This window comes from Streptomyces sp. NPDC127108, from assembly GCF_042677545.1.
In the GTDB taxonomy this organism is placed as follows: Bacteria; Actinomycetota; Actinomycetes; order Streptomycetales; family Streptomycetaceae; genus Streptomyces.
Window position 1 is genome coordinate 151,155 of the sequence record NZ_JBHXTE010000012.1, and the last position, 20,992, is coordinate 172,146.

At 72.4% G+C, this 20,992-nt stretch carries 16 protein-coding genes and 1 pseudogene; 2 read left to right on the top strand and 15 right to left on the bottom strand.

The window, feature by feature from the left end; all coding sequences use genetic code 11:
• Positions 1–23: 23 nt before the first annotated feature.
• From topA to bldG, 7 genes are all read right to left on the bottom strand, one after another.
• Positions 24–2,840 carry a type I DNA topoisomerase gene (topA, locus tag ACFVHO_RS12835; protein WP_385712914.1) on the bottom strand — a complete coding sequence of 939 codons (2,817 nt, stop codon included), beginning with the start codon at positions 2,838–2,840 and terminating at the stop codon, positions 24–26.
• A 375-nt stretch (positions 2,841–3,215) separates the two neighbouring features.
• Entirely contained in the window at positions 3,216–3,413 is a 198-nt protein-coding gene (locus tag ACFVHO_RS12840; protein ID WP_016644691.1) for a hypothetical protein, read from the bottom strand.
• 276 nt (positions 3,414–3,689) lie between these two features.
• Positions 3,690–5,258 (bottom strand): methyltransferase, encoded by a 1,569-nt coding sequence (locus ACFVHO_RS12845; protein ID WP_385712983.1) that lies wholly within the window; start codon positions 5,256–5,258, stop codon positions 3,690–3,692.
• A gap of 102 nt (positions 5,259–5,360) precedes the next feature.
• Complete coding sequence (locus ACFVHO_RS12850) at positions 5,361–5,951, bottom strand: small secreted protein (protein ID WP_385712916.1); 591 nt, start codon at positions 5,949–5,951, stop codon at positions 5,361–5,363.
• Between the two features lie 262 nt (positions 5,952–6,213).
• Complete coding sequence (locus ACFVHO_RS12855; protein ID WP_385712917.1) at positions 6,214–8,616, bottom strand: sodium-translocating pyrophosphatase; 2,403 nt, start codon at positions 8,614–8,616, stop codon at positions 6,214–6,216.
• 615 nt (positions 8,617–9,231) lie between these two features.
• The gene (locus ACFVHO_RS12860; RefSeq protein ID WP_385712919.1) at positions 9,232–9,657 is read right to left on the bottom strand and encodes an ATP-binding protein; all 426 of its coding nucleotides are present in this window, start codon (positions 9,655–9,657) and stop codon (positions 9,232–9,234) included.
• Positions 9,658–9,797: 140 nt separating this feature from the next.
• Entirely contained in the window at positions 9,798–10,139 is a 342-nt protein-coding gene (bldG, locus tag ACFVHO_RS12865; RefSeq protein WP_030677886.1) for an anti-sigma factor antagonist BldG, read from the bottom strand.
• Between the two features lie 81 nt (positions 10,140–10,220).
• On the opposite strand from bldG, the gene ACFVHO_RS12870 reads away from it, so the two are divergent.
• Positions 10,221–12,674 carry a DEAD/DEAH box helicase gene (locus ACFVHO_RS12870; protein ID WP_385712921.1) on the top strand — a complete coding sequence of 818 codons (2,454 nt, stop codon included), beginning with the start codon at positions 10,221–10,223 and terminating at the stop codon, positions 12,672–12,674.
• Between the two features lie 363 nt (positions 12,675–13,037).
• On the opposite strand, the pseudogene ACFVHO_RS12875 reads toward ACFVHO_RS12870, so the two are convergent.
• The 7 genes and pseudogenes from ACFVHO_RS12875 to ssd all read right to left on the bottom strand — a co-directional run.
• Positions 13,038–13,250: pseudogene (locus tag ACFVHO_RS12875) on the bottom strand (Rv3654c family TadE-like protein); the annotation flags it as partial.
• A gap of 65 nt (positions 13,251–13,315) precedes the next feature.
• A complete protein-coding gene (locus tag ACFVHO_RS12880) occupies positions 13,316–13,768 on the bottom strand; it encodes a TadE family type IV pilus minor pilin (RefSeq protein ID WP_385712923.1) in 453 nt (150 codons plus the stop codon).
• Positions 13,755–13,892 carry a DUF4244 domain-containing protein gene (locus ACFVHO_RS12885; protein WP_385712925.1) on the bottom strand — a complete coding sequence of 46 codons (138 nt, stop codon included), beginning with the start codon at positions 13,890–13,892 and terminating at the stop codon, positions 13,755–13,757. The genes ACFVHO_RS12880 and ACFVHO_RS12885 overlap by 14 nt, the downstream gene beginning before the upstream one ends.
• Before the next feature lie 396 nt (positions 13,893–14,288).
• Complete coding sequence (locus tag ACFVHO_RS12890) at positions 14,289–15,188, bottom strand: type II secretion system F family protein (RefSeq protein ID WP_385712927.1); 900 nt, start codon at positions 15,186–15,188, stop codon at positions 14,289–14,291.
• Positions 15,185–16,108 carry a type II secretion system F family protein gene (locus ACFVHO_RS12895; protein WP_385712929.1) on the bottom strand — a complete coding sequence of 308 codons (924 nt, stop codon included), beginning with the start codon at positions 16,106–16,108 and terminating at the stop codon, positions 15,185–15,187. The genes ACFVHO_RS12890 and ACFVHO_RS12895 overlap by 4 nt, the downstream gene beginning before the upstream one ends.
• Positions 16,105–17,274: a TadA family conjugal transfer-associated ATPase gene (locus tag ACFVHO_RS12900; RefSeq protein WP_385712931.1), complete on the bottom strand. Its 1,170-nt coding sequence runs from the start codon at positions 17,272–17,274 to the stop codon at positions 16,105–16,107. Before ACFVHO_RS12900 ends, ACFVHO_RS12895 begins: the two co-directional genes overlap by 4 nt.
• Complete coding sequence (gene ssd / locus ACFVHO_RS12905) at positions 17,271–18,383, bottom strand: septum site-determining protein Ssd (RefSeq protein ID WP_385712933.1); 1,113 nt, start codon at positions 18,381–18,383, stop codon at positions 17,271–17,273. Before ssd ends, ACFVHO_RS12900 begins: the two co-directional genes overlap by 4 nt.
• Before the next feature lie 526 nt (positions 18,384–18,909).
• Here ssd and ACFVHO_RS12910 point away from each other — a divergent pair.
• Positions 18,910–19,734: an HAD family hydrolase gene (locus tag ACFVHO_RS12910; RefSeq protein WP_385712935.1), complete on the top strand. Its 825-nt coding sequence runs from the start codon at positions 18,910–18,912 to the stop codon at positions 19,732–19,734.
• A gap of 419 nt (positions 19,735–20,153) precedes the next feature.
• Here ACFVHO_RS12910 and ACFVHO_RS12915 read toward each other — a convergent pair whose 3' ends face one another.
• A complete protein-coding gene (locus ACFVHO_RS12915) occupies positions 20,154–20,969 on the bottom strand; it encodes an oxidoreductase (RefSeq protein ID WP_385712937.1) in 816 nt (271 codons plus the stop codon).
• Between the last annotated feature and the right edge of the window lie 23 nt (positions 20,970–20,992).

Consider the following 20,992-nt stretch of genomic DNA (forward strand, 5'->3'; position numbering starts at 1 on the left):
CTGCCTGCACCGGAGTGACCGGGTCAGTCCTCGGCTGCCGCCTTCGAAGCCGCCGCCTTCTTGGTGGTGGTCTTCTTGGCCGCAGTCGTCGTCTTCTTGGCTGCCGTTTTCTTGGCGGCTGTCTTCTTGGCCGCCGTTTTCTTCGCCGGGGCCTTCTTGGCCGCCTTCTTGGCGGTCTTCTTCGCGGGCCCCTTCGCCCGCTTCTCGGCGAGCAGCTCGAAGCCGCGCTCCGGGGTGATGTCCTCGACGCTGTCGCCGGACCGCAGGGTCGCGTTGGTCTCGCCGTCCGTCACGTACGGGCCGAAGCGGCCGTCCTTGACGACGACGGGCTTGGCACTGACCGGGTCCTCGCCCAGCTCCTTCAGCGGCGGCTTGGCCGCGGCACGGCCGCGCTGCTTCGGCTTGGAGTAGATCTCCAGGGCCTCGTCGAGCGTGATGTTGAAGAGCTGCTCCTCGGTCTCCAGGGAGCGCGAGTCCGTGCCCTTCTTCAGGTACGGGCCGTAGCGGCCGTTCTGCGCGGTGATCTCCACGCCTTCGGCGTCGGTGCCGACGACGCGCGGCAGCGACATCAGCTTCAGCGCGTCCGCGAGGGTCACCGTGTCCAGGGACATGGTCTTGAAGAGCGACGCGGTGCGCGGCTTGACCGCGTTCTTGCCGGTCTTCGGCGTGCCCTCGGGCAGCACCTCGGTGACGTACGGGCCGTAGCGGCCGTCCTTGGCGATGATCTCGCGGCCCGTGCCGGGGTCCGTGCCGAGCGCGAAGTCGCCGCTGGGCTTGGCGAGGAGTTCTTCCGCGTACTCGACGGTGAGCTCGTCGGGCGCGAGGTCGTCGGGGACGTCGGCGCGCTGGTGGCCCTCGGAGTCGCGCTCGCCGCGCTCGACGTACGGGCCGTAGCGGCCGACGCGGAGCACGATGTCGTTGCCCACGGGGAAGGACGACACCTCGCGGGCGTCGATGGCGCCCAGGTCGGTGACGAGTTCCTTGAGGCCGCCCAGGTGGTCGCCGTCGCCGTTCCCGGCGTCGGCGGCGCCTCCGGAGGCCTCGCCCTCGCCGAAGTAGAAGCGCCGCAGCCACGGCACGGCCTGCGCCTCACCGCGGGCGATGCGGTCGAGGTCGTCCTCCATGCGGGCGGTGAAGTCGTAGTCGACGAGCCGCCCGAAGTGCTTCTCCAGGAGGTTGACGACGGCGAAGGAGAGGAAGGACGGCACCAGGGCCGTGCCCTTCTTGAAGACGTAGCCGCGGTCGAGGATCGTGCCGATGATCGACGCGTACGTCGACGGGCGGCCGATCTCGCGCTCTTCCAGCTCCTTGACCAGGGACGCCTCGGTGTACCTGGCCGGGGGCTTGGTGGCGTGGCCGTCGACGGTGATCTCGTCGGCGGACAGCGCGTCGCCCTCGCTGACCTGCGGCAGCCGGCGCTCGCGGTCGTCCAGCTCGGCGTTCGGGTCGTCGGCGCCCTCCACGTAGGCCTTGAGGAAGCCGTGGAAGGTGATGGTCTTGCCGGACGCGCTGAACTCGGCGTCGCGGCCGTCGGCGGCCCGGCCGCCGATCTTCACCGTGACGGAGTTGCCGGTCGCGTCCTTCATCTGGGAGGCGACGGTCCGCTTCCAGATCAGTTCGTAGAGCCGGAACTGGTCGCCGGTCAGGCCGGTCTCGGCGGGCGTGCGGAAACGATCACCCGAGGGGCGGATCGCCTCGTGCGCCTCCTGCGCGTTCTTGACCTTCCCGGCGTACGTCCGCGGCTTGTCCGGCAGGTAGTCGCTGCCGTACAGCTGCGTGACCTGCGCACGGGCCGCCGAGACCGCCGTGTCCGACAGCGTCGTGGAGTCCGTACGCATATAGGTGATGAAGCCGTTCTCGTACAGCTTCTGGGCCACCTGCATGGTGGCCTTCGCGCCGAAGCCGAGCTTGCGCGAGGCCTCCTGCTGCATCGTCGTCGTACGGAACGGGGCGTACGGCGAGCGGCGGTACGGCTTGGACTCGACCGAGCGTACGGAGAAGTCGGTCTGCTCCAGGGCGGCGGCGAGCGCGCGGGCGTTGGCCTCGTCCAGGTGCAGGGTGTTCTGGCTCTTCAGCTGCCCGAGCGAGTCGAAGTCGCGGCCCTGGGCGACGCGCTTGCCGTCGACCGTGGTGAGGCGGGCGACGAGCTGGGAGGGGTCGCTGGAGTCACCGGGGCGACCGGTGCCGAAGGTGCCGGTGAGGTCCCAGTACTCGGCGGAGCGGAAGGCGATGCGCTCGCGCTCCCGCTCGACGACGAGGCGGGTCGCCACGGACTGCACACGGCCCGCCGACAGGCGCGGCATGACCTTCTTCCACAGCACCGGCGAGACTTCGTAGCCGTACAGGCGGTCCAGGATGCGGCGGGTCTCCTGGGCGTCGACCATGCGCTTGTTGAGCTCGCGCGGGTTGCGCACGGCGCCCTGGATGGCGTCCTTGGTGATCTCGTGGAACACCATGCGCTTGACCGGGACCTTGGGCTTCAGGACCTCGAGGAGGTGCCACGCGATGGCTTCGCCCTCGCGGTCCTCATCGGTGGCGAGGAAGAGTTCGTCGGAGTCCTTCAGCAGGTCCTTGAGCTTCTTGACCTGCGCCTTCTTGTCGGCGTTGACGACATAGATCGGCTGGAAGTCATGCTCGACGTCCACGCCGAGGCGGCGCACCTCGCCCGTGTACTTCTCGGGGACCTCCGCGGCGCCGTTGGGAAGGTCGCGGATGTGCCCGACGCTCGCCTCGACTACGTATCCGGGGCCGAGGTAGCCCTTGATCGTCTTCGCCTTGGCAGGCGACTCGACGATGACGAGTCGGCGGCCGCCCTGTGCGGTCTCGCTGGTCGGGGACAACTTCGCTCTTCTCTCCGGTCGACGCTCGGTGGGCAGTGCTGCGGCTGTGCGGTCCGGCGCCGTGGGGCGCTGCGACCGCGCTTGCGTTGCGCTGACGCTGCGGAGTGTGACGGTACATCCCGCCCCCGTGTCAAACGGGAAAAGCCCGCAACGGCCACTCGAACGGTAACCCGACTACCGCCATTCCTGCCGCCTGGGCTGGCCCCTGGGCCTTGGGCGGTGTCGGTGCGGGCCCTTTTCATGTTGCCGTCGGCCTGGCTCGCCGTCCATCGCGCTGCGCGCTCGTCCTCAAGCGCCGGACGGGCTTTTTCCCCGCCCACCCCGCCCTTTCCTCGCTGCGCGCGGCCTGCCCGGGCCGGGGCGGTCGCCTCCCGCTCAGAGGCGTGTGAAGCACCACACGGCGAGGGCGAGGGCGCCGGATCCCGCCAAGGTCGCGAGCGTCGCGGCGGCCGTGGGGTGGACGCCGTGGGCCACGGGGGCGCGGTGTGCGACGCGGGTGCCCGTCCACAGCAGCAGGCCCGCCCCGAACAGCGCGAACACCGTCCCGGCGAAGATCGCTGGTCCGCTCTCCATGCCCCTGGCCTCCCGCGCCGTCCGTGCGGCACCTGTCGGGTACCCCGGCTCGGGAGGCTGGCACGCCCGGACGGCGGAAGCGCGAAATCCGAGTGAACGGGGGGCGGCGTACGGGTCCCACAATGGCTGGATCGATCCCCGGAGGGGCTGATTTCTCCCCTGTGGGCGGGCTGTGGGCAGGGCTGTGGACGGGACCGGGGACGCCGAGTACGCCGGGGACGTCTTCCCGGGGCGCGGCCGCGTGTGGCGATCCCGTCCCGGCAGCCCCTGCTGCCCCTACCGCCCCACAGGCTCCAGGAACCCCTGCTCCACCAGGAGCCGGATCTGGGCCGGGGTGCGGTCGCGCAGCAGCACCGCGTCCTCGCCCATCAACTGGGCGATGGCGTCCAGGATCCGGCCGGCGCTCAGCGTGCCGTCGCAGACGCCCGCGAAGCCCGCGCCCACCGTGTCCACCTGGGTGGCACGCCGCATGCCGCGGTGCTGGCGCAGCACCACGTGCTCCGGGTCCTCGGCGCCGGGCAGGCCGATCTGCTCCTGCACCACGCCGTCGGCGAGCTTGAAGTGCTCGGCGAGCAGCGCCGCGTCGTCGTGCTCGCGCAGGTAGTCCTGCCGTGCGAAGAACGCCTGCACCGTCTCGCCGAGGGGCTGCTCGACAGGGTGCGTCCACTCCTCGACGGTCACGGACGGCTCGGCGGCGCCGGACTTGCGCAGGGTGATCCAGCCGAAGCCGACGCCCCGGGTCTTGCGGGCCTCGAACTCGTCCAGCCAGGCGTCGTACCGCGCGGCGTACTCGGCCGGGTCCGTGCGGTGGTCCCCGGCGTCGCGCAGCCACAGCTCGGCGTACTGCGTGACGTCCTGCACCTCGCGCTGCACGATCCACGCGTCACATCCGCGCGGCACCCAGGAACGGACCCGCTCGGTCCACTCCTCGCCCTCCACGTGCTGCCAGTTGGCGAGAAACTGCGCGTACCCCCCTTCGTTCAGTCGCTCCCCCGCCTCCTGAACGATCGAGCGGCACAGATCGTCCCCGCCCATGCCACCGTCCCGGTACGTCAGCCGGGCGCCGGGCGAGATGACGAACGGCGGGTTGGACACGATCAGGTCGTACGTCGCGTCGCCCACGGGCTCGTACAGGGAGCCCTCCCGCAGGTCCGCCGCGGGCACGCCGGACAGGGCGAGCGTGAGGCGGGTGCAGTGCAGGGCGCGGGGGTTGAGGTCGGTCGCGGTGACGCGGGTGGCGTGCCGGGAGGCGTGCAGGGCCTGGATGCCGGAGCCGGTGCCGACGTCGAGGGCGCTCGCGACGGGCGTACGCACGGTGATGCCCGCGAGCGTCGTGGACGCGCCGCCGACGCCGAGCACCACGCCCTCGTCGCGGCTGCCGATGCCCCCGGCGCCGCCGACCGCGCACCCCAGGTCGGACACGATGAACCAGTCCTCGCCGTCCGGTCCGCCGTACGGCCGCACGTCGACGGTCGCCCGGAGCGCGTCGGCGCCGTCCGCCCCGCCTTCCGCGTCCTCCGCGTTCCTCACGTTCCCCGCGGCACCCTCCGCGGCGCCCTCCGCGCGGACGAGCCAGCCGCTCTCCAGGAGCGCGTCCACCGGCAGCACGTCGGCCACGCGCGCGTGGGGCACGGGACGCTGCAGCAGGAACAGCCGTACGAGCGACGCCGGCGCTCCGTCGTCCCGGGTGGCCCGGAGCGCGGGCACGGTCTCGCTGCGGGCGAGCGCGGTGTAGGCGGGCGCCCCGAGCAGTTCGAGCAGCCCGTCGGCGGTGAAGTCGGCGGCGAGGAGGGCTTCCCGCAGCCGCGCGGTGACGTCGGCGCGGTCGGACGAGGGCAAGGGCATGCTGGCGTTACTCACCCCCCAATTGTGACCCGCCCGCTCAAGACGGCGCCCCCGGCGCCACTGGGCGCCGGGGGCACACGGCCGTACGGATGAGCGAACGCGCTAGCCCTGGGTCTTCGGGGAGGCCGCCGCCGACTTGCAGCCGTCCTGCTCGCGCATGGCCTTGCCCACGTCGCCCGCCTCCAGCTTCTTCTGGGCGGTGTTCTCGCTCTGGCTGAGCTTGCCCAGCTCCTCGGCGATCTTCGCGAGGTCGTCCGCGAAGGCCGACTGGTCCTTGGTGTCGAGCTTGTCCGTCTGCGCCTTCAGGTCGGAGTACGACTTGGAGAGGCCGTCCAGCTCCTTCACGGCGTCGTTCAGCTTCTTCTCGCCGTCGTCGACGGGCGGGGCGCCCGCCTTCTTCAGGGCGGCGCTCCGCTGGGCGTAGGCCGCGGAGATGTCGCCGAACGCCTTGGAGTCGGTGCTCTTGACCTCGTCCGGCGAACTGTTGTCGGCGGTCTGCTTCTTGATGGCCGCGTTGGCGTCGGCGATCTTCTTCGACTGCGGCCCCACGGCCGTGTCACAGACCTTCTTGGCCCAGTCGTCCAGCTTCTTGTCACCGTCGTCACTGCTGCATCCCGACAGCGCCAGTACCAGTACCGCACCGCCGGACAGTGCGGCCGCGAGCTTCTTGTTCACCGGATTGGTCCCTTCCATGGCTCTCGGCCCCGGAACTTACACGCCAACTGGGCGACAACCTCATGGCAGGGGTGCGTTACGACCGCTATTGCAGCCATTTGCACCAAGCTGCGGGTACGAGAGAAGGCTCACGAGGCCCGCCCCGCGACCCCGCGCACACGCCCGCGGGCGGACGGCGCCTCAAAAAGCGCCGCCCGCCCGCGTGTTGAGCGGATCCACCGCGTCCGGCCGGTCCGGGTCACCCCCGTCCCGGCCCGCCGCGGCCCCGCGTCGGCCTACGTCACGAAACCACCGCCGGATCCGCCGAATTGGCGACCTTTCCCTGGGGCTCGGCGTCGCCCACGGCGATCCCGCGCCGCTTGGACACGTACACCGCCCCGACGATGACCGCGATGGACAGGACGGCGATCAGGACCCGCATCGCCACGCTCTTGTCCTCGCCGTAGCTGAATTTGACGACCGCGGGCGCGATGAGCAGCGCCACCAGGTTCATCACCTTCAGGAGCGGGTTGATCGCCGGGCCCGCGGTGTCCTTGAACGGGTCGCCGACCGTGTCACCGATCACCGTCGCGGAATGGGCCTCGCTGCCCTTGCCGCCGTGGTGGCCGTCCTCGACGAGCTTCTTGGCGTTGTCCCAGGCGCCACCGGAGTTGGCGAGGAACACCGCCATCAGCGTGCCGGTGCCGATCGCGCCCGCGAGGAACGAGCCGAGCGCGCCGACGCCGAGGCTGAAGCCCACCGCGATGGGCGTGAGCACGGCGAGCAGACCGGGCGTGGTCAGCTCCCGCAGCGCGTCCTTGGTGCAGATGTCGACGACGCGCCCGTACTCCGGCTTCTCCGTGTAGTCCATGATTCCGGGGCGCTCGCGGAACTGCCGCCGCACCTCGTAGACCACGGCTCCGGCCGACCGCGACACGGCGTTGATCGCGAGCCCCGAGAAGAGGAACACGACCGCCGCGCCGAGGATCAGGCCCACCAGGTTGTTGGGCTGGGAGATGTCCATCACCAGGTTCATCGGGGCGCCGTCGCCGAGTTTCTGGCCGACGTCGTCCGCCGCCTCGGCGATCGCGTCGCGGTACGACCCGAAGAGCGCCGAGGCCGCGAGCACGGCCGTGGCGATGGCGATGCCCTTGGTGATGGCCTTCGTGGTGTTGCCGACGGCGTCCAGGTCGGTGAGGACCTGCGCGCCGGCGCCCTCGACGTCGCCGGACATCTCGGCGATGCCCTGCGCGTTGTCGGAGACCGGCCCGAAGGTGTCCATGGCGACGATGACGCCGACCGTGGTCAGCAGACCCGTACCGGCGAGGGCCACCGCGAACAGGGCGAGCATGATCGACGTACCGCCGAGCAGGAACGCCCCGTACACGCCGAGACCGATCAACAGCGCGGTGTAGACGGCCGATTCCAGACCGATGGAGATGCCCGCGAGCACGACCGTGGCCGGGCCCGTCAGCGAGCTCTTGCCGATGTCCTTGACGGGACGCCGGTTGGTCTCGGTGAAGTAGCCGGTGAGCTGCTGGATCAGCGCGGCCATGACGATGCCGATGGCGACGGCCACGACCGCGAGGATCCGCGGGTCGCCGTCCTTGGCGAGGATCGCCGCGTCCGTGACGCCGTCCAAGTCCGCGTAGTTCGACGGGAGATAGACGAAGACGGCCGCCGCGACGAGCGCCAGCGAGATGCCCGCGGAGATGAAGAAGCCGCGGTTGATGGCGGTCATGCCGCTGCGGTCGGCGCGCCGGGGCGCGACCGCGAAGATCCCGATCATGGCGGTGATCACGCCGATCGCGGGCACGATCAGCGGGAACGCGAGTCCGGAGTCACCGAACGCCGCCTTGCCGAGGATCAGCGCGGCGACGAGCGTGACGGCGTACGACTCGAAGAGGTCGGCAGCCATCCCCGCGCAGTCGCCGACGTTGTCGCCCACGTTGTCGGCGATGGTCGCGGCATTGCGCGGATCGTCCTCCGGAATGCCCTGTTCGACCTTGCCGACCAGGTCGGCGCCGACGTCGGCGGCCTTGGTGAAGATGCCGCCTCCGACACGCATGAACATCGCGATCAGTGCGGCCCCGAGGCCGAAGCCCTCGAGGACCTTGGGGGCGTCGGCCGCGTACACGAGCACCACACAGGAGGCGCCGAGCAGACCGAGCCCCACCGTGAACATGCCGACGACGCCGCCCGTACGGAAAGCGATCTTCATGGCTTTGTGCGAGACGGCGGTGAGATCCTTTTCCGGCTCGCCTTCCGCCGGTGTCGCTTCCCGCGCGGCCGCGGCCACGCGCACATTGCTGCGTACGGCGAGCCACATACCGATATAGCCGGTGGTCGCCGAGAACGCCGCACCGATCAAGAAGAAGATCGAGCGGCCGGCCCGCTGATTCCAGTCGTCCGCGGGCAGCAGCATGAGCAGGAAGAACACCACGACGGCGAATACGCCGAGGGTGCGCATCTGGCGACCCAGATAGGCATTCGCGCCTTCCTGGACCGCCGCCGCGATCTTCTTCATGCTGTCGGTGCCCTCGCCTGCCGCCAGTACCTGGCGCACCAGGATCCAGGCGAGCACGAGCGCCGCGACCGCGACGGCCGCGATCACCATCACGATGAGCCGGTTGTCGTCGGTCAGTACCGCGGCTGCGAGGGTTGAGGGGTGGTCAAGCTGATGAGGGGTAGAAAGCCCCGCCATTCGTCCTCCTTGACGCTTGGGCTGAGCTCAAGATGTGGACGGATTGTAGGGAGCCTGACCTGATCAAAACAGTGCGCCGCAAACAGAATTGGCGCGGGAGTGCGTGTCCTCAAATGATCGCGCCGCCGGATTGACCCCGAAAGCGGTAATGCCCCAAAAGCATTGACGCCGCCGCTGACGCCGAGTTCCCTTATCGATCACGCGAGTCCGGACCGCCGGAATCACTAATAACACAATTTAAACCCCGAACACCCACCCCGATAACCGAACACATTTGGCCCCTTGCGGCTCTCCGCTCCCACTCGCCCCGGGAGCCCCACGGATCATGTCGGTATGAGCCTTCTCGGCCTGGCTTCCAGCCCGTCCGGCGTTTGAGGACGAGGCGCGAAGCGCCGACAAGGGGGCAAGGGGCGTAGCCCCATATGGAACGCGGGGGGGGAGGGTGGGCGGGGAAGCAAGAAACCCCGGCGCACGCCAACGCGACAGCGCGCGGCGGCAAGCCGGGGCACAGGAAGGACACGAGGCAGCGGCCCAGACCCGCCCCGGGTCAGTCCACCGTGGGCGTCACGCCAGCACAGGCGTCACGCCGACACAGGCATCACGCCGTCGTGGGCATCACGCCGTCGTGGGCCAGGTCATCCGAATCGACCCACCGTTCTCCCCGGCGGTCACTTCCACGTCGTCCACAAGTCCACTGATGACCGCCAGCCCCATCTCGTCCTCGCCCTCAGCCTCCAGATCCTCCCCGGATCCGGGCCGAGCACCAGGAGCCCGCTCCCCGGGCGCGGAACGCGGAGCCTCGTCGCCGACCTCGATGGAGAACTGCTTCTCCTCCTCGATGAGGGCAACCCGCACGGGCGCGGGAATCTCGGCGGCCTGATGCAGCCCGACGGCGCGGGTGCAGGCCTCGCCGACCGCGAGCCTGACCTCGTCGAGGACCGCCTCGTCCACACCCGCCCTGCGCGCGACCGCGGCCGCCACCAAGCGGGCGGTCCGGACGTGCTCAGGCAGCGCGCTGAAGCGGAGTTCAACGGTGGCCATGCATCCCCCTCGGACATACACGCGTGCTGTCAGGGGGCCCGGCCGTCGGCCCGGCCCCCTGCCGTACTGCCACTCCGGGCCGGAAGCCCGGAAACCCCGGGACGAGTCCCGGGGCGCCCGGCCGCTGCCGGGCAACCGGCTCAGTCGGTGGCCGCGACCGCTTCATCGACCGAGGTGTGAATCGGGAACACCTTGGTCAGACCGGTGATTCGGAAGATCTTGAGAATGCGCTCCTGGTTGCAGACCAGGCGCAGCGAGCCCTCATGGGCACGCACCCGCTTCAGGCCGCCGACCAGCACGCCGAGTCCGGTGGAGTCGAGGAAGTCCACTCGCTCCATGTCGACGACCAGGTGGAAACTGCCGTCGTTCACCAACTCGACCAACTGCTCGCGCAGCTTGGGCGCGGTATAAACATCGATTTCGCCACCGACCTCGACGACCGTACGATCGCCGACGGTACGGGTCGACAGAGACAGGTCCACGGATCCTCCAGCACCTTGCTATCGAGCGGTCGCCCCTCGGGACACCTCGGCCCACGCCCCCGGGACGGATCGCCAGCCGCGATGGCATTCAATCACTTACCGGCAGGCGTGCACGACGCCTTCGGACCATTGTCCATCCCGCCGGTGACACACTCGGTGCCGATGGCCAACTTTTCTCCCTCCGGAGGACCCTCGCGGGACACCCCGGCGCACGTCTCCCCGCAGTCGGTCCTGGACCGGCTGACCACGGGGCCGAGCCGGGCTGCGCGCGTCACTCATACGGAGCACCTGCCCCCACGTGCGGCCCGTTATGCGGTCTGGCCCGATCGCATCCGCGCGGAAGTGGTCGCCGCCGTGCAGTCGGCCGGAATCGATCATCCGTGGGCCCACCAGGCGCGGGCCGCCGAACACGCCCTCGACGGCGAGTCCGTCGTCGTCGCGACCGGCACCGCGTCCGGCAAGTCATTGGCATATCTCACACCCGTCCTCTCGGCGCTGCTCGACGGCTCCGAGGCCCCCAACGGCCGCGGCACCACCGCGCTGTACCTGGCCCCCACCAAGGCCCTCGCCGCCGACCAGCGCCGCGCCGTCCGCGCCCTGGCCGCCCCGCTGGGCACGGCCGTGCGGCCCGCGGTCTACGACGGCGACACCCCCGTCGAGGAACGCGAGTGGGTACGCCAGTACGCCAACTACGTCCTGACCAACCCCGACATGCTGCACCGCGGCATCCTCCCGTCCCACCCCCGCTGGTCCTCCTTCCTGCGCGCCCTGCGCTACGTCGTCATCGACGAGTGCCATACCTACCGGGGCGTCTTCGGCTCCCACGTCGCCCAAGTCCTTCGCCGTCTGCGCCGCTTGTGCGCCCGCTACGGCTCCGACCCCGTCTTCCTCCTCGCCTCCGCCACGGCCGCCGAACCGGCCGTGGCCGCCGAACGCCTCACCGGCCTCCCGGTCACCGAGGTCGCCGACGACGCCTCACCCCGCGGCGAGGTCGTCTTCGCCCTCTGGGAGCCGCCGCTCACCGAACTCCACGGCGAGAAGGGCGCCCCGGTCCGCCGCACCGCCACCGCCGAGACCGCCGACCTGCTGACCGACCTGACCGTCCAGGGCGTCCGCTCCGTCGCCTTCGTACGCTCCCGGCGCGGCGCCGAACTGATCTCCGTCATCGCCCAGGAGCGCCTCGCCGACGTCGATCGCTCCCTGGTCCGGCGCGTGGCCGCCTACCGCGGCGGCTATCTCCCCGAGGAGCGCCGCGCCCTGGAACAGGCCCTGCACTCCGGCGAACTCCTCGGCCTCGCCGCCACCACCGCCCTCGAACTCGGCATCGACGTATCGGGCCTGGACGCCGTCGTCATCGCCGGCTATCCCGGCACCCGCGCCTCCCTCTGGCAGCAGGCGGGCCGCGCCGGACGCTCCGGCCAGGGCGCGCTCGCGGTCCTCGTCGCCCGCGACGACCCGCTGGACACCTATCTCGTCCACCACCCCGAGGCCCTCTTCGACCAGCCCGTCGAATCGACCGTCCTCGACCCCGACAACCCCTACGTCCTCGCCCCCCACCTCTGCGCCGCCGCCGCGGAACTCCCCTTCACCGAGGACGACTTCAAGCTCTTCGGCCCGGCCACCGCGGAGCTGCTCCCCCAGCTGGAGGCCGCGAAGCTGCTGCGCCGCCGCACGAAGGCCTGGCACTGGACCCGCCGAGAGCGCGCCGCCGACCTCACGGACATCCGCGGCGGGGGCGGCCGGCCCGTGCAGGTCGTCGAGGAGGGCACCGGCCGCCTGCTCGGCACCGTCGACGCCTCCGCCGCGCACACGACCGTCCACGAAGGCGCGGTCCACCTCCACCAGGGCCGTACGTATCTCGTCCGCGGCCTGGACCTGGACGACTCCGTCGCCCTCGTCGAGGAGGCCGTCCCGCCGTACTCGACCACCGCCCGTGACACCACCGCCATCTCCGTCCTCGACACCGACACCGAGATCCCCTGGGGCCCCGGCCGCCTCTGCTACGGCTCCGTAGAGGTCACCAACCAGGTCGTCTCCTTCCTGCGCCGCAAGCTCATCACCGGCGAGGTCCTGGGCGAGACCAAGCTCGACCTGCCGCCCCGCACCCTGCGCACCCGCGCGGTGTGGTGGACGGTCACCGAGGATCAACTCGACGCCGCCCGCGTCAACCCGGAGATCCTCGGCGGCGCCCTGCACGCCGCCGAACACGCCTCCATCGGCATGCTGCCCCTCTTCGCCACCTGCGACCGCTGGGACATCGGCGGCGTCTCCGTGCCTCTGCACCCGGACACCCTGCTGCCGACGGTCTTCGTGTACGACGGCCACCCCGGCGGCGCCGGATTCGCCGAGCGCGCCTTCCACACCGCCCGCACCTGGCTCACCGCCACCCGCGAGGCCATCGCCTCCTGCGAGTGCGAGGCCGGCTGCCCCTCCTGCATCCAGTCCCCCAAGTGCGGCAACGGCAACGACCCGCTGCACAAACGCGGCGCGATCCGCCTCCTCACCACCCTCCTGAAGGACGCCCCCACGCCCTGACCCCCCGCCACCGAGGGGCACACCTTCGCCAACGGACCCGCCCTCAGCGGCGGACGCACCCTCGGCAGCGGACCGGCCCTCAGCGACGAGCGCACCCCCGGCAACAGACCGGCCCTCAGCGGCGGGCACACCCCCAGCACCAGACCAGCCCCTTGCGGCGAGCGCACCCTTGGTGGCAGGCGCACCCGACACCGACCCCGCAGGCCCCGTAGGCACTGCAGGCGCTGCAGACCCCGTAGGCACTGCAGGCGCTGCAGACCCCGCAGGCCGCACAGGCCCCGCAGGCCCCGCAGGCCCCGCAGGCCCCGCCCGAGACCTGACCTCCCTCACGAACGGCCCGAACTCCGCCGCCGCCGTGACATCCGACACCTCCCCCTCCACCGCGCACCGCACGATCCGCGTGTCCTGCGCCCGCGCCACCCTCTGGGCCCGCGCACACGCCTTCGCACTCCCTTCCGTCCAGTGGTCCGCCGCCGCCAGCGCCGCCAAGTCGGCCGCGCCGCCCGCCCGATGGCGAGCCACCGTCACCTGCCCCATCGCCAGCACGACCCCGGCGACCGCACACAGCAGGGCCATCACCACCACGGTCCACACCGTCGCGGCACCCCGATCCCCCTCCACCCCACCCGCACACCCCCGCCTCACGCCCCTACCCCCACCGTCTCCTCCGCCATCGCCACGGCCTCCGCCCGCAACCGCAGCCCGAGCCCCAACGCCCGAGGCCCCGGCGACCGCGCCACCACCTCCACCCGGACCAGGTCGCCGTCCCTGCTCACCGCCACGCTCGCGCCGCGCGGAGCCGCCTGACGGGCCACCGCGACCGCCGTACCCTGCGGGTCCTGGCGAGCCATCGCGCGGGCCCCGGCCCGGGCCGCGTCCACGCACTGGATCTGCGCGGACGCGGTCAGCAGGGCCCACACGAGCGCCATCGTGAACAGCACCAGCGTCGGCAGCACCACGGCCGCCTCCGCCGTCACGTACCCGCCGTCACCCCGACCGCGGCGCCGCCCGGGCCAGAACCCGAACCGATGCCCGGACCAGTGCCCGAACCAGTGCCCTGCCGAGAGCCCGGGACCGGACTCAGAACTGGACATTCAGCGCCCTCTCCACCACCGCCTGGAGGGCGGCCTTGACCGGTCCGCTCGTCACGACCTTGTAGAGCAACCCGGCGAACGCCACGGTCGCGATGATCCCCATGGCGTACTCGGAAGTGACCATCCCGGAATCCCGCGCGACACCCCGCATCCGCCCCAGCCGACGCCCTCGCCCCTTCAAGCTCACCGGGGGCACTGGCCACTCCCGCCGCATCCACCGCGCCAGCCGTGCCACGTACAGCCGAGCCCGCGCACGCACCTGTCCCCACATGTCAACCCCCATGGAATCTCTGTCAGTTGTTCACAGTCGGTTGATCACAGTCCGCTGGTCGCAGTCCGTTGATCACCGCTGGTCCTTCGAACTCTGTTCTCTCGAAGCCGTTCGTCCAGTGCCGCCCGTCCAGCGCCGGTCGTCCGGTCCCGCGCCCCCGATGCCCCGCCACCCGTGTCCTGCCACCCGTACGACATTTCGCCCAGGCAGCCCGCGGGGCTCCGTCCGCGCACCGGGCCGCAGGCCGCCTCACCGCCCGCCCATCAGGCCCCCCGCAAGGCCGATCACCACCGGCACCACCCCGATCGCGATGAACGCGGGCAAGAAGCACAGGCCCACCGGAGCCGTCATCTGGACCGCGGCGCGCCGGGCCCGGGCCGTCGCCGCGCGCCCCTGTTCGGTTCGGCAGTCCTCGGCGAACCGGGCAACCGGGCCGGCGGCGGGCGCACCGGACTCAGTGGTGCGTTCCAGGAGGCGGGCCAGCGCCGCGGCGCCCGGTATCTCGCCGACCCTCCGCCACGCGTCGGCCGGTGCGCCGCCGAGCCGTACTTGTGCCGCGCCCCAGGCGAGCCGTTCCCCGACGGGGCCTCCCAAGGACTCGCCCACGGCCTGCGCCGCCACCACGGGCCCGGCACCGGCCGCCACGCAGGCCGCCAAGAGATCGGCTGCCAGCGGTAGTTGTTGAGCGGCTTGAGCTGCTTCGGCCTGGTCCTGCCGGTCGGCGCCCGGCCGCAGCCGCCACACGCAGCACCCCGCGGCCACGCCCACCACGCAGCCCGCGACCCCGCCGACCAGCGCCCATCCCGCGCCGACCACCCCGGCCACCGTCACCCATCTCCGCGCCAGCTCCCGTCGCCCGGACTCCGCGTCGCCCCACCGCCGGAACCACGCGCGGCCGCCGCCAGGCCCTTCGCCCCCTTCGCCTCCTTCGCCTCCTTCACCCCCTTCTCCTCGTCTGCCGCCCCCTCGTCCCCATGACCGCCCCGGCCGTCCCCCGGCCTCCAGGACGGCCAAGGCCCGGCGCTCCGCGGCCCGTTCCCGTCGTGCCGCCGCCAGCGTCAGGAGCAGCCATGCCAGGGCAGCCGCCGCCCACACCACCGCCCCCAGGCTGTGGAGAACCCCGGCGCCGACGGTCAGCTCGTCCGTCATCGCGCCTCCGCCTTCCGCATGATCCGCAGCGCCCACCACGCGCCCGCGCCCTCGAACAGCCCGCCCACGGCCAGGCAGCCGAGGCCCGCCCCGGTGTGCAGCAGCACCCGCAACGGCTCGGCGCCGAGCGCGGCGCCAAGGAGCAGGCCCAGGACGGGGAGCCCGGCGAGCATCAGGGCCGTCGATCGGGCGCCCGCCAACTGGGCGCGCAGGTCGGCCCGTTGGTCCCGCTCCGCGCGCAGCGCCCCTTCCAGGCGCTCCAGTCCGGTTGCGAGGCCCGCGCCCCGGTCCACGGCGACCCGCCAGCACGCGGCGAGTCCGAGGAGCCCTTCGGCACCCGGCTCCCGGGCGGCCTCGCGCAGCGCGCCGGGCACGTCCCCGCCGAACCGTGCCGCCGCGAGCACTCCCGCCCGCGCCCCGCCGAGTCCCCGACCAGCACCTCCACCGGCCTCCGAGCCGATCTCCGAGTCGACCTTCAAGCCGACCTTCGAGATCCGCGAGCCCGCCTCCGCGGCCGTCCGCAGCGCCTGACCGGGCTGCCGCCCCGCCCGCACCTCACCGGCGAGAGTCCCGCACAGGGCGATGACCGCGTCGGCCCCGCGGTCCCGCGCACGAGCGGCTTCCCGGGCCCGGCGCGCCCGCCCCGCGAGGGGCATGCCGACCGCCCCCACGACCAGGGGCAGCACGGACTCCCCGAGGAGCCCGACGGCCGCCCCGCCCACCAGGAGCCAGACCTCGTGCCCGAGCCGCCCGCGGACTCGCGTGATCCCCCGCCGCCACCGAGGCACCGCCGCAGGGCCAGCGGCCGGGAGGAGGGACCGTGCTCTTCGCAGCCCCCGGGCGGCGCTCACCCGCCCGCCGAGCAGGCACACCGAGCCGCCCGCGCACAGAGCGGCGCCGCACGCCGTCGCCGCGCTCATGTGCTCGCCTCCCGCTCCGCGAACAGGGCGCTCAGCCGCGGCCAGCCGCGCTCCCGGACGAAGCCCCGCTCGCCCCAGCGCAGCGCGGGCACCGTGGCCACCAGGCCCGACGGGGCGCGCTCCAGGACCTGCACCTCGGCGATCCGGCGCCGCCCCGCCCGGTCCCGTACGAGATGGAGGACCACCGACAGGGCCGCCGCCAGCTGGCTGTGCAGGGCCGCCCGGTCGAGTCCCGCGGCCGTGCCCAGCGCCTCCAGACGGGCCGGGACGTCGGCGGCGGCGTTGGCGTGCACCGTGCCGCAGCCGCCCTCATGGCCGGTGTTCAGCGCGGCCAGGAGGTGCACCACCTCGGCGCCCCGCACCTCGCCCACCACCAGCCGGTCGGGGCGCATCCGCAGGGCCTGGCGCACCAGGTCGTCCAGGCCGACGCGGCCCGCGCCTTCCTGGTTCGCGGGCCGGGACTCCAGGCGCACCACGTGCGGGTGGTCGGGGCGCAGCTCGGCGGAGTCCTCGGCGAGGACGATCCGCTCCCCCGGGCCGACGAGGCCGAGGAGGGTGCTGAGGAGCGTCGTCTTGCCGCTGCCCGTGCCGCCGCTGATGAGGTACGAGAGGCGGGCGTCGAGGAGGCTGCGCAGCACCCGCTCGCCGCCGGGCGGCACCGTGCCGGCCGCGACCAGTTCGGCGAGGGTGAAGGCGCGGGGCCGCACGACGCGCAGCGACAGACAGGCGGAGCCGACGGCCACCGGGGGCAGCACCGCGTGCAGCCGGGTGCCGTCCGGCAGGCGGGCGTCCACCCAGGGCCGGGCGTCGTCCAGGCGCCGCCCGGCCACGGCCGCGAGCCGCTGGGCGAGGCGCCGCACCGCCGCCGGGTCCCGGAAGGAGACCTGCGTGAGTTCGAGGCCGCCGCCGCGGTCCACCCAGACGCGGTCCGGCGCGGACACCAGGACGTCGGTCACCGAGGGGTCGGCGAGCAGCGGTTCCAGGGGGCCCGCGCCCACCAGCTCCGAGCGCAGTTGCTCGGCCGCGCCGAGCACTTCGGCGTCGCCCAGGATCCGCCCCTGTGCCCGCAGGGCCTCGGCGACCCGGGCCGGGGTGGGCTCGGTGCCGTTCGCCGCGAGCCACTGCCGGACCCCGTCCAGCATCCGGGCGCCCACGACGGCGGTCATACGCCCCCTCCAGTGCGGGACGGGAGTTGCTCCCAGAAGGCCGCGCAGAACCGGGCCAGTGGCCCGCGCGCCGCGCCGCCGGGCGGCTGTCCGCCACCGCGCACGGCGCCGAGGCCGTGCTCCCGGGGCAGCTCGCCGACGAGGGGCAGGCCGAGCAGCCGGGCCACCTCGTCCGCGTCAAGGCCGTCGCCGCCGGACGGTCCGGGGGTGGTGACGAGCCGCAGGTCCCGCAGCACCATGCGCACGGCCGACGTGACCCGCCGGGCCCCGGCCACCGCGCGCAGCTCCGCCGGGACCACCAGCAGGCCGAGGTCCAGCTGCGCCAGCGCCTCCGCCACGGCTTCGTCCACGCGGCGCGGCAGGTCGACGACCACGACGCCCCCGCGCCTGCGGGCCGCCGCCAGGACGGCACGCACGGCCTCCGGGGCGATGGCCACCGTGTCGCCGCGGTCCCAGCTGAGGACGCGCAGGTCGTGCAGGGCGGGCAGCGACTCCTCCAGGGCGCCGCCGCCGACCCGGCCCCGCGACTGCGCGAACGCGGGCCAGCGCAGCCCTTCGGCGGTCTCCCCGCCGAGCATCACGTCGAGCCCGCCGCCCAGCGGGTCGGCGTCGACGAGCATGGTGCGCCGACCGGCGCGCGCCGCGGTGACGGCCAGGGCGCAGGCGAGTGTGGAGGCCCCGGCGCCGCCGCGGCCGCCCATGAGGCCGACGGTGAGCGCGGGTCGTCCGACGCCCTCGGCGACGTCGGCGATGCGGTCCACCAGCCACCGCTCGCCGTCGGGCAGGACGAGCACGTCGTCCGCGCCGATCTCCACGGCCCGCCGCCACACACCCGAGTCGTCCTGGTCCCGCCCCACGAGCACGACCCCGCGGCGGCGTGCGGCGCCGCGCACCCGCTCGGCCGCGTCGTCCCCGACGAGGACGAGCGGGGCGGACTCCCATCCGCCGCCGCGCTCAGGCACTCCGTGGTGCACCTCGGGCCGCGCTCCCGCCGCGGCGCACAGCCGCAGCAGGTCGTCCAGCAGGTCCTCGTCCTCCGTGACGATCAATGGTCCACCGGCGCGCCCTTCGGACGTCGGCGGTGTGTCGTACGCAATGACTCCAGCCACGATCTTCCGGCCCCCTCTCGCTGCAAGTCCTTCGAATGCGCGTGTGTGCGCATCCGGATCCGCGTCCGCGAAGACCGGCCAATGGAATCCGGCCAAGAACTTCACGAACGGAATCAAGCGTGCGGCGATCCCGGAAATCATGTGGATCTTGGTCAATAACTGTGGAGAAGAGGTTGGCTGTGAATAACTCCTTCACCCATACCGGTGACGGCCCGGGCGCCTTCCGCAGCGCAGCCCCATGGCTACGCACAGTGACAGATCTTGGGTGCGCGGCATCGACGTCGATTCGGCGCGCACGGCGCCACGACGATCGGAAAAGATCAGGAAAGGGGCCCAGAAACCCACCCGGACATGCGACGACCCCCGCCGGGGGGGAGAGCGGGGGTCGTCCCCTCGGTCCGACTCGGGGGGGGAGGAGCCAGACCGGGTTAGCACGGTCGCGAACGATCCGTGACTTCCATGGTGTACCCGAGAGCCTTCTCAGGCAAACCCACGCGCCTCAGCTTACGCCGAATGGTGGGCGCCTATGCTCAACCTCGTGGAAAACCACTCGTCGCCCCGCACAGCCGCGTTCTTTGACCTGGACAAGACGGTCATTGCGAAGTCGAGCACGCTCACCTTCAGCAAGTCGTTCTACCAAGGCGGGCTGATCAACCGCAGGGCGGTACTGCGAACCGCATATGCCCAGTTCGTGTTCCTCGCCGGCGGGGCCGATCACGATCAGATGGAACGCATGCGCGCGTACCTGTCCTCGCTGTGCCGCGGCTGGAACGTGCAGCAGGTCAAGGAGATCGTCGCGGAGACCCTGCACGACCTGATCGACCCGATCATCTACGACGAGGCAGCCTCCCTCATCGAGGAGCACCACACCGCGGGCCGGGACGTCGTCATCGTCTCCACCTCGGGCGCCGAGGTGGTCGAGCCGATCGGTGAACTCCTGGGCGCGGACCGGGTGGTGGCCACGCGGATGGTGGTCGGCGACGACGGCTGCTTCACGGGCGAGGTGGAGTACTACGCGTACGGCCCCACGAAGGCGGAGGCGATCCAGGAGCTCGCCGAGTCGGAGGGGTACGACCTGGAGCGCTGCTTCGCCTACAGCGACTCGGCCACGGACGTGCCCATGCTCGAGTCCGTCGGCCATCCCTACGCCGTCAACCCGGACCGGGCGCTGCGCCGCGAGGCCCTCGCGCGCGGGTGGCCGATTCTGGACTTCCACCGCCCGGTGCGGCTCAAGCAGCGCCTGCCCGCACCACGCCGCCCGGCGCTCGTCGCGGCGGCGGCGGTGGGCGCGGCGGCGGCCACAGCGGGCCTCGTGTGGTTCGCGAGCCGACGGCGCGCGGCGGCGGGCTGACCTCGCACTACGGGGGCGCGCGACACGGCGTTCCAGTGCGCCCCTGGAGGCGGCCGGAACCTCGCGCCCGATTCACCCTTGTTTGAACCTAAAAGTAAAGAAGTGCAGTCAGGGCTTCCGCTTCCCCCAGGACAGGAGTACAAAGGAGTCAACGGCCCGCGAGACCAAGGACATCCGAGAGGATTACCTTTAACCGCATTGATTGGCCCCACGGACCGAAGCATGGTCACCGAGCACCCACGCGACGTCGACCCGTCGATTACGGGCCAGCCGCACCAGGTGACGGGCAAAGTTCCCGACCTGATGGGCAAACTTTCGAGGACGCTTGGTAACCCGGTGGACATGCCAGCGGCGGTACGAATTCTCGTACCGCCGCATCCCTGTTCAAGGGCTCCCCTCGCACCGCCCGGGGTTTCCCCTCACGCCGCCCCGCGCTGCAGGGCCTCACACACCGCCGTCGACTCCCTGACGCCGAGCTCAACCGCCTTGCCGCAGTGGGCGATCCAGGCGGCCACACCCTCCGGAGTGCCGGACACGTACGCCTCCAGGGCACCCACGTAGGCAGCGCGTCCCAGCTCCGCGTGGCCCGCCTCGGCCGGGCAGATCGACTTCGGGTCGAGGCCGCTGCCCACCAGGACGATGCGCTCGGCCGCGCGCGCCACCAGGCCGTTGCACGAGCCGAAGGGCCGCAGGGCCGCGAGTTCGCCGTGCACCACGGCCGCCGTCACCAGGGCCGGCGCGGAGCCGCCCGCGATGATCAGTTGCGAAAGGCCTTCGAGCCGCCCCGCCACCTCGTCCGCGTCCGGCAACTCCAGCTCGATCAACGGCTCCTCGACCGGTTCGCCCGCGAGTCGCGGACGGCCCGCGGCCTCGTCGGCGTCGGCCGCGGCGACCAGGTGCAGCCGCGCGAGCACCCGCATCGGCGACTGCCGCCAGATGGACAGGAGCTGCCCCGCCTCGGCGGTCAGCCGCAGCGCGGCGCCCATCACGCGCGCGTCGCCCTCGCCGCTGAAGTCGGTGCGCCTGCGCACCTCCTCCAGGGCCCACTCGGCGCCGGACAGCGCCGCGGACCCGCGCGCGCCCCGCAGCGCCGCCTCGGCGGTGACCTCGTTGCTGCGGCGCCGCATGATCCGGTGGCCGTACACGCGGTCCACGGCCTTGCGCACGGAGTCCACGGAGTCGGCGACACCGGGCAGCGCGCCCAGGGCCGCCAGCGGATCGGCTTTCGTACTCATGAGTACGACCCTACGCACCAAGG

Coding starts and splice junctions, on each gene's coding strand:
- ACFVHO_RS12840 (WP_016644691.1), bottom strand. CDS start 3,413: ATGGAGAGCGGACCAGCGATCTTCGCCGGGACGGTGTTCGCGCTGTTC.
- ACFVHO_RS12845 (WP_385712983.1), bottom strand. CDS start 5,258: ATGCCCTTGCCCTCGTCCGACCGCGCCGACGTCACCGCGCGGCTGCGG.
- ACFVHO_RS12850 (WP_385712916.1), bottom strand. CDS start 5,951: ATGGAAGGGACCAATCCGGTGAACAAGAAGCTCGCGGCCGCACTGTCC.
- ACFVHO_RS12855 (WP_385712917.1), bottom strand. CDS start 8,616: ATGGCGGGGCTTTCTACCCCTCATCAGCTTGACCACCCCTCAACCCTC.
- ACFVHO_RS12860 (WP_385712919.1), bottom strand. CDS start 9,657: ATGGCCACCGTTGAACTCCGCTTCAGCGCGCTGCCTGAGCACGTCCGG.
- ACFVHO_RS12870 (WP_385712921.1), top strand. CDS start 10,221: ATGGCATTCAATCACTTACCGGCAGGCGTGCACGACGCCTTCGGACCA.
- ACFVHO_RS12880 (WP_385712923.1), bottom strand. CDS start 13,768: ATGTCCAGTTCTGAGTCCGGTCCCGGGCTCTCGGCAGGGCACTGGTTC.
- ACFVHO_RS12885 (WP_385712925.1), bottom strand. CDS start 13,892: ATGGTCACTTCCGAGTACGCCATGGGGATCATCGCGACCGTGGCGTTC.
- ACFVHO_RS12890 (WP_385712927.1), bottom strand. CDS start 15,188: ATGACGGACGAGCTGACCGTCGGCGCCGGGGTTCTCCACAGCCTGGGG.
- ACFVHO_RS12895 (WP_385712929.1), bottom strand. CDS start 16,108: ATGAGCGCGGCGACGGCGTGCGGCGCCGCTCTGTGCGCGGGCGGCTCG.
- ACFVHO_RS12900 (WP_385712931.1), bottom strand. CDS start 17,274: ATGACCGCCGTCGTGGGCGCCCGGATGCTGGACGGGGTCCGGCAGTGG.
- ACFVHO_RS12910 (WP_385712935.1), top strand. CDS start 18,910: ATGCTCAACCTCGTGGAAAACCACTCGTCGCCCCGCACAGCCGCGTTC.
- ACFVHO_RS12915 (WP_385712937.1), bottom strand. CDS start 20,969: ATGAGTACGAAAGCCGATCCGCTGGCGGCCCTGGGCGCGCTGCCCGGT.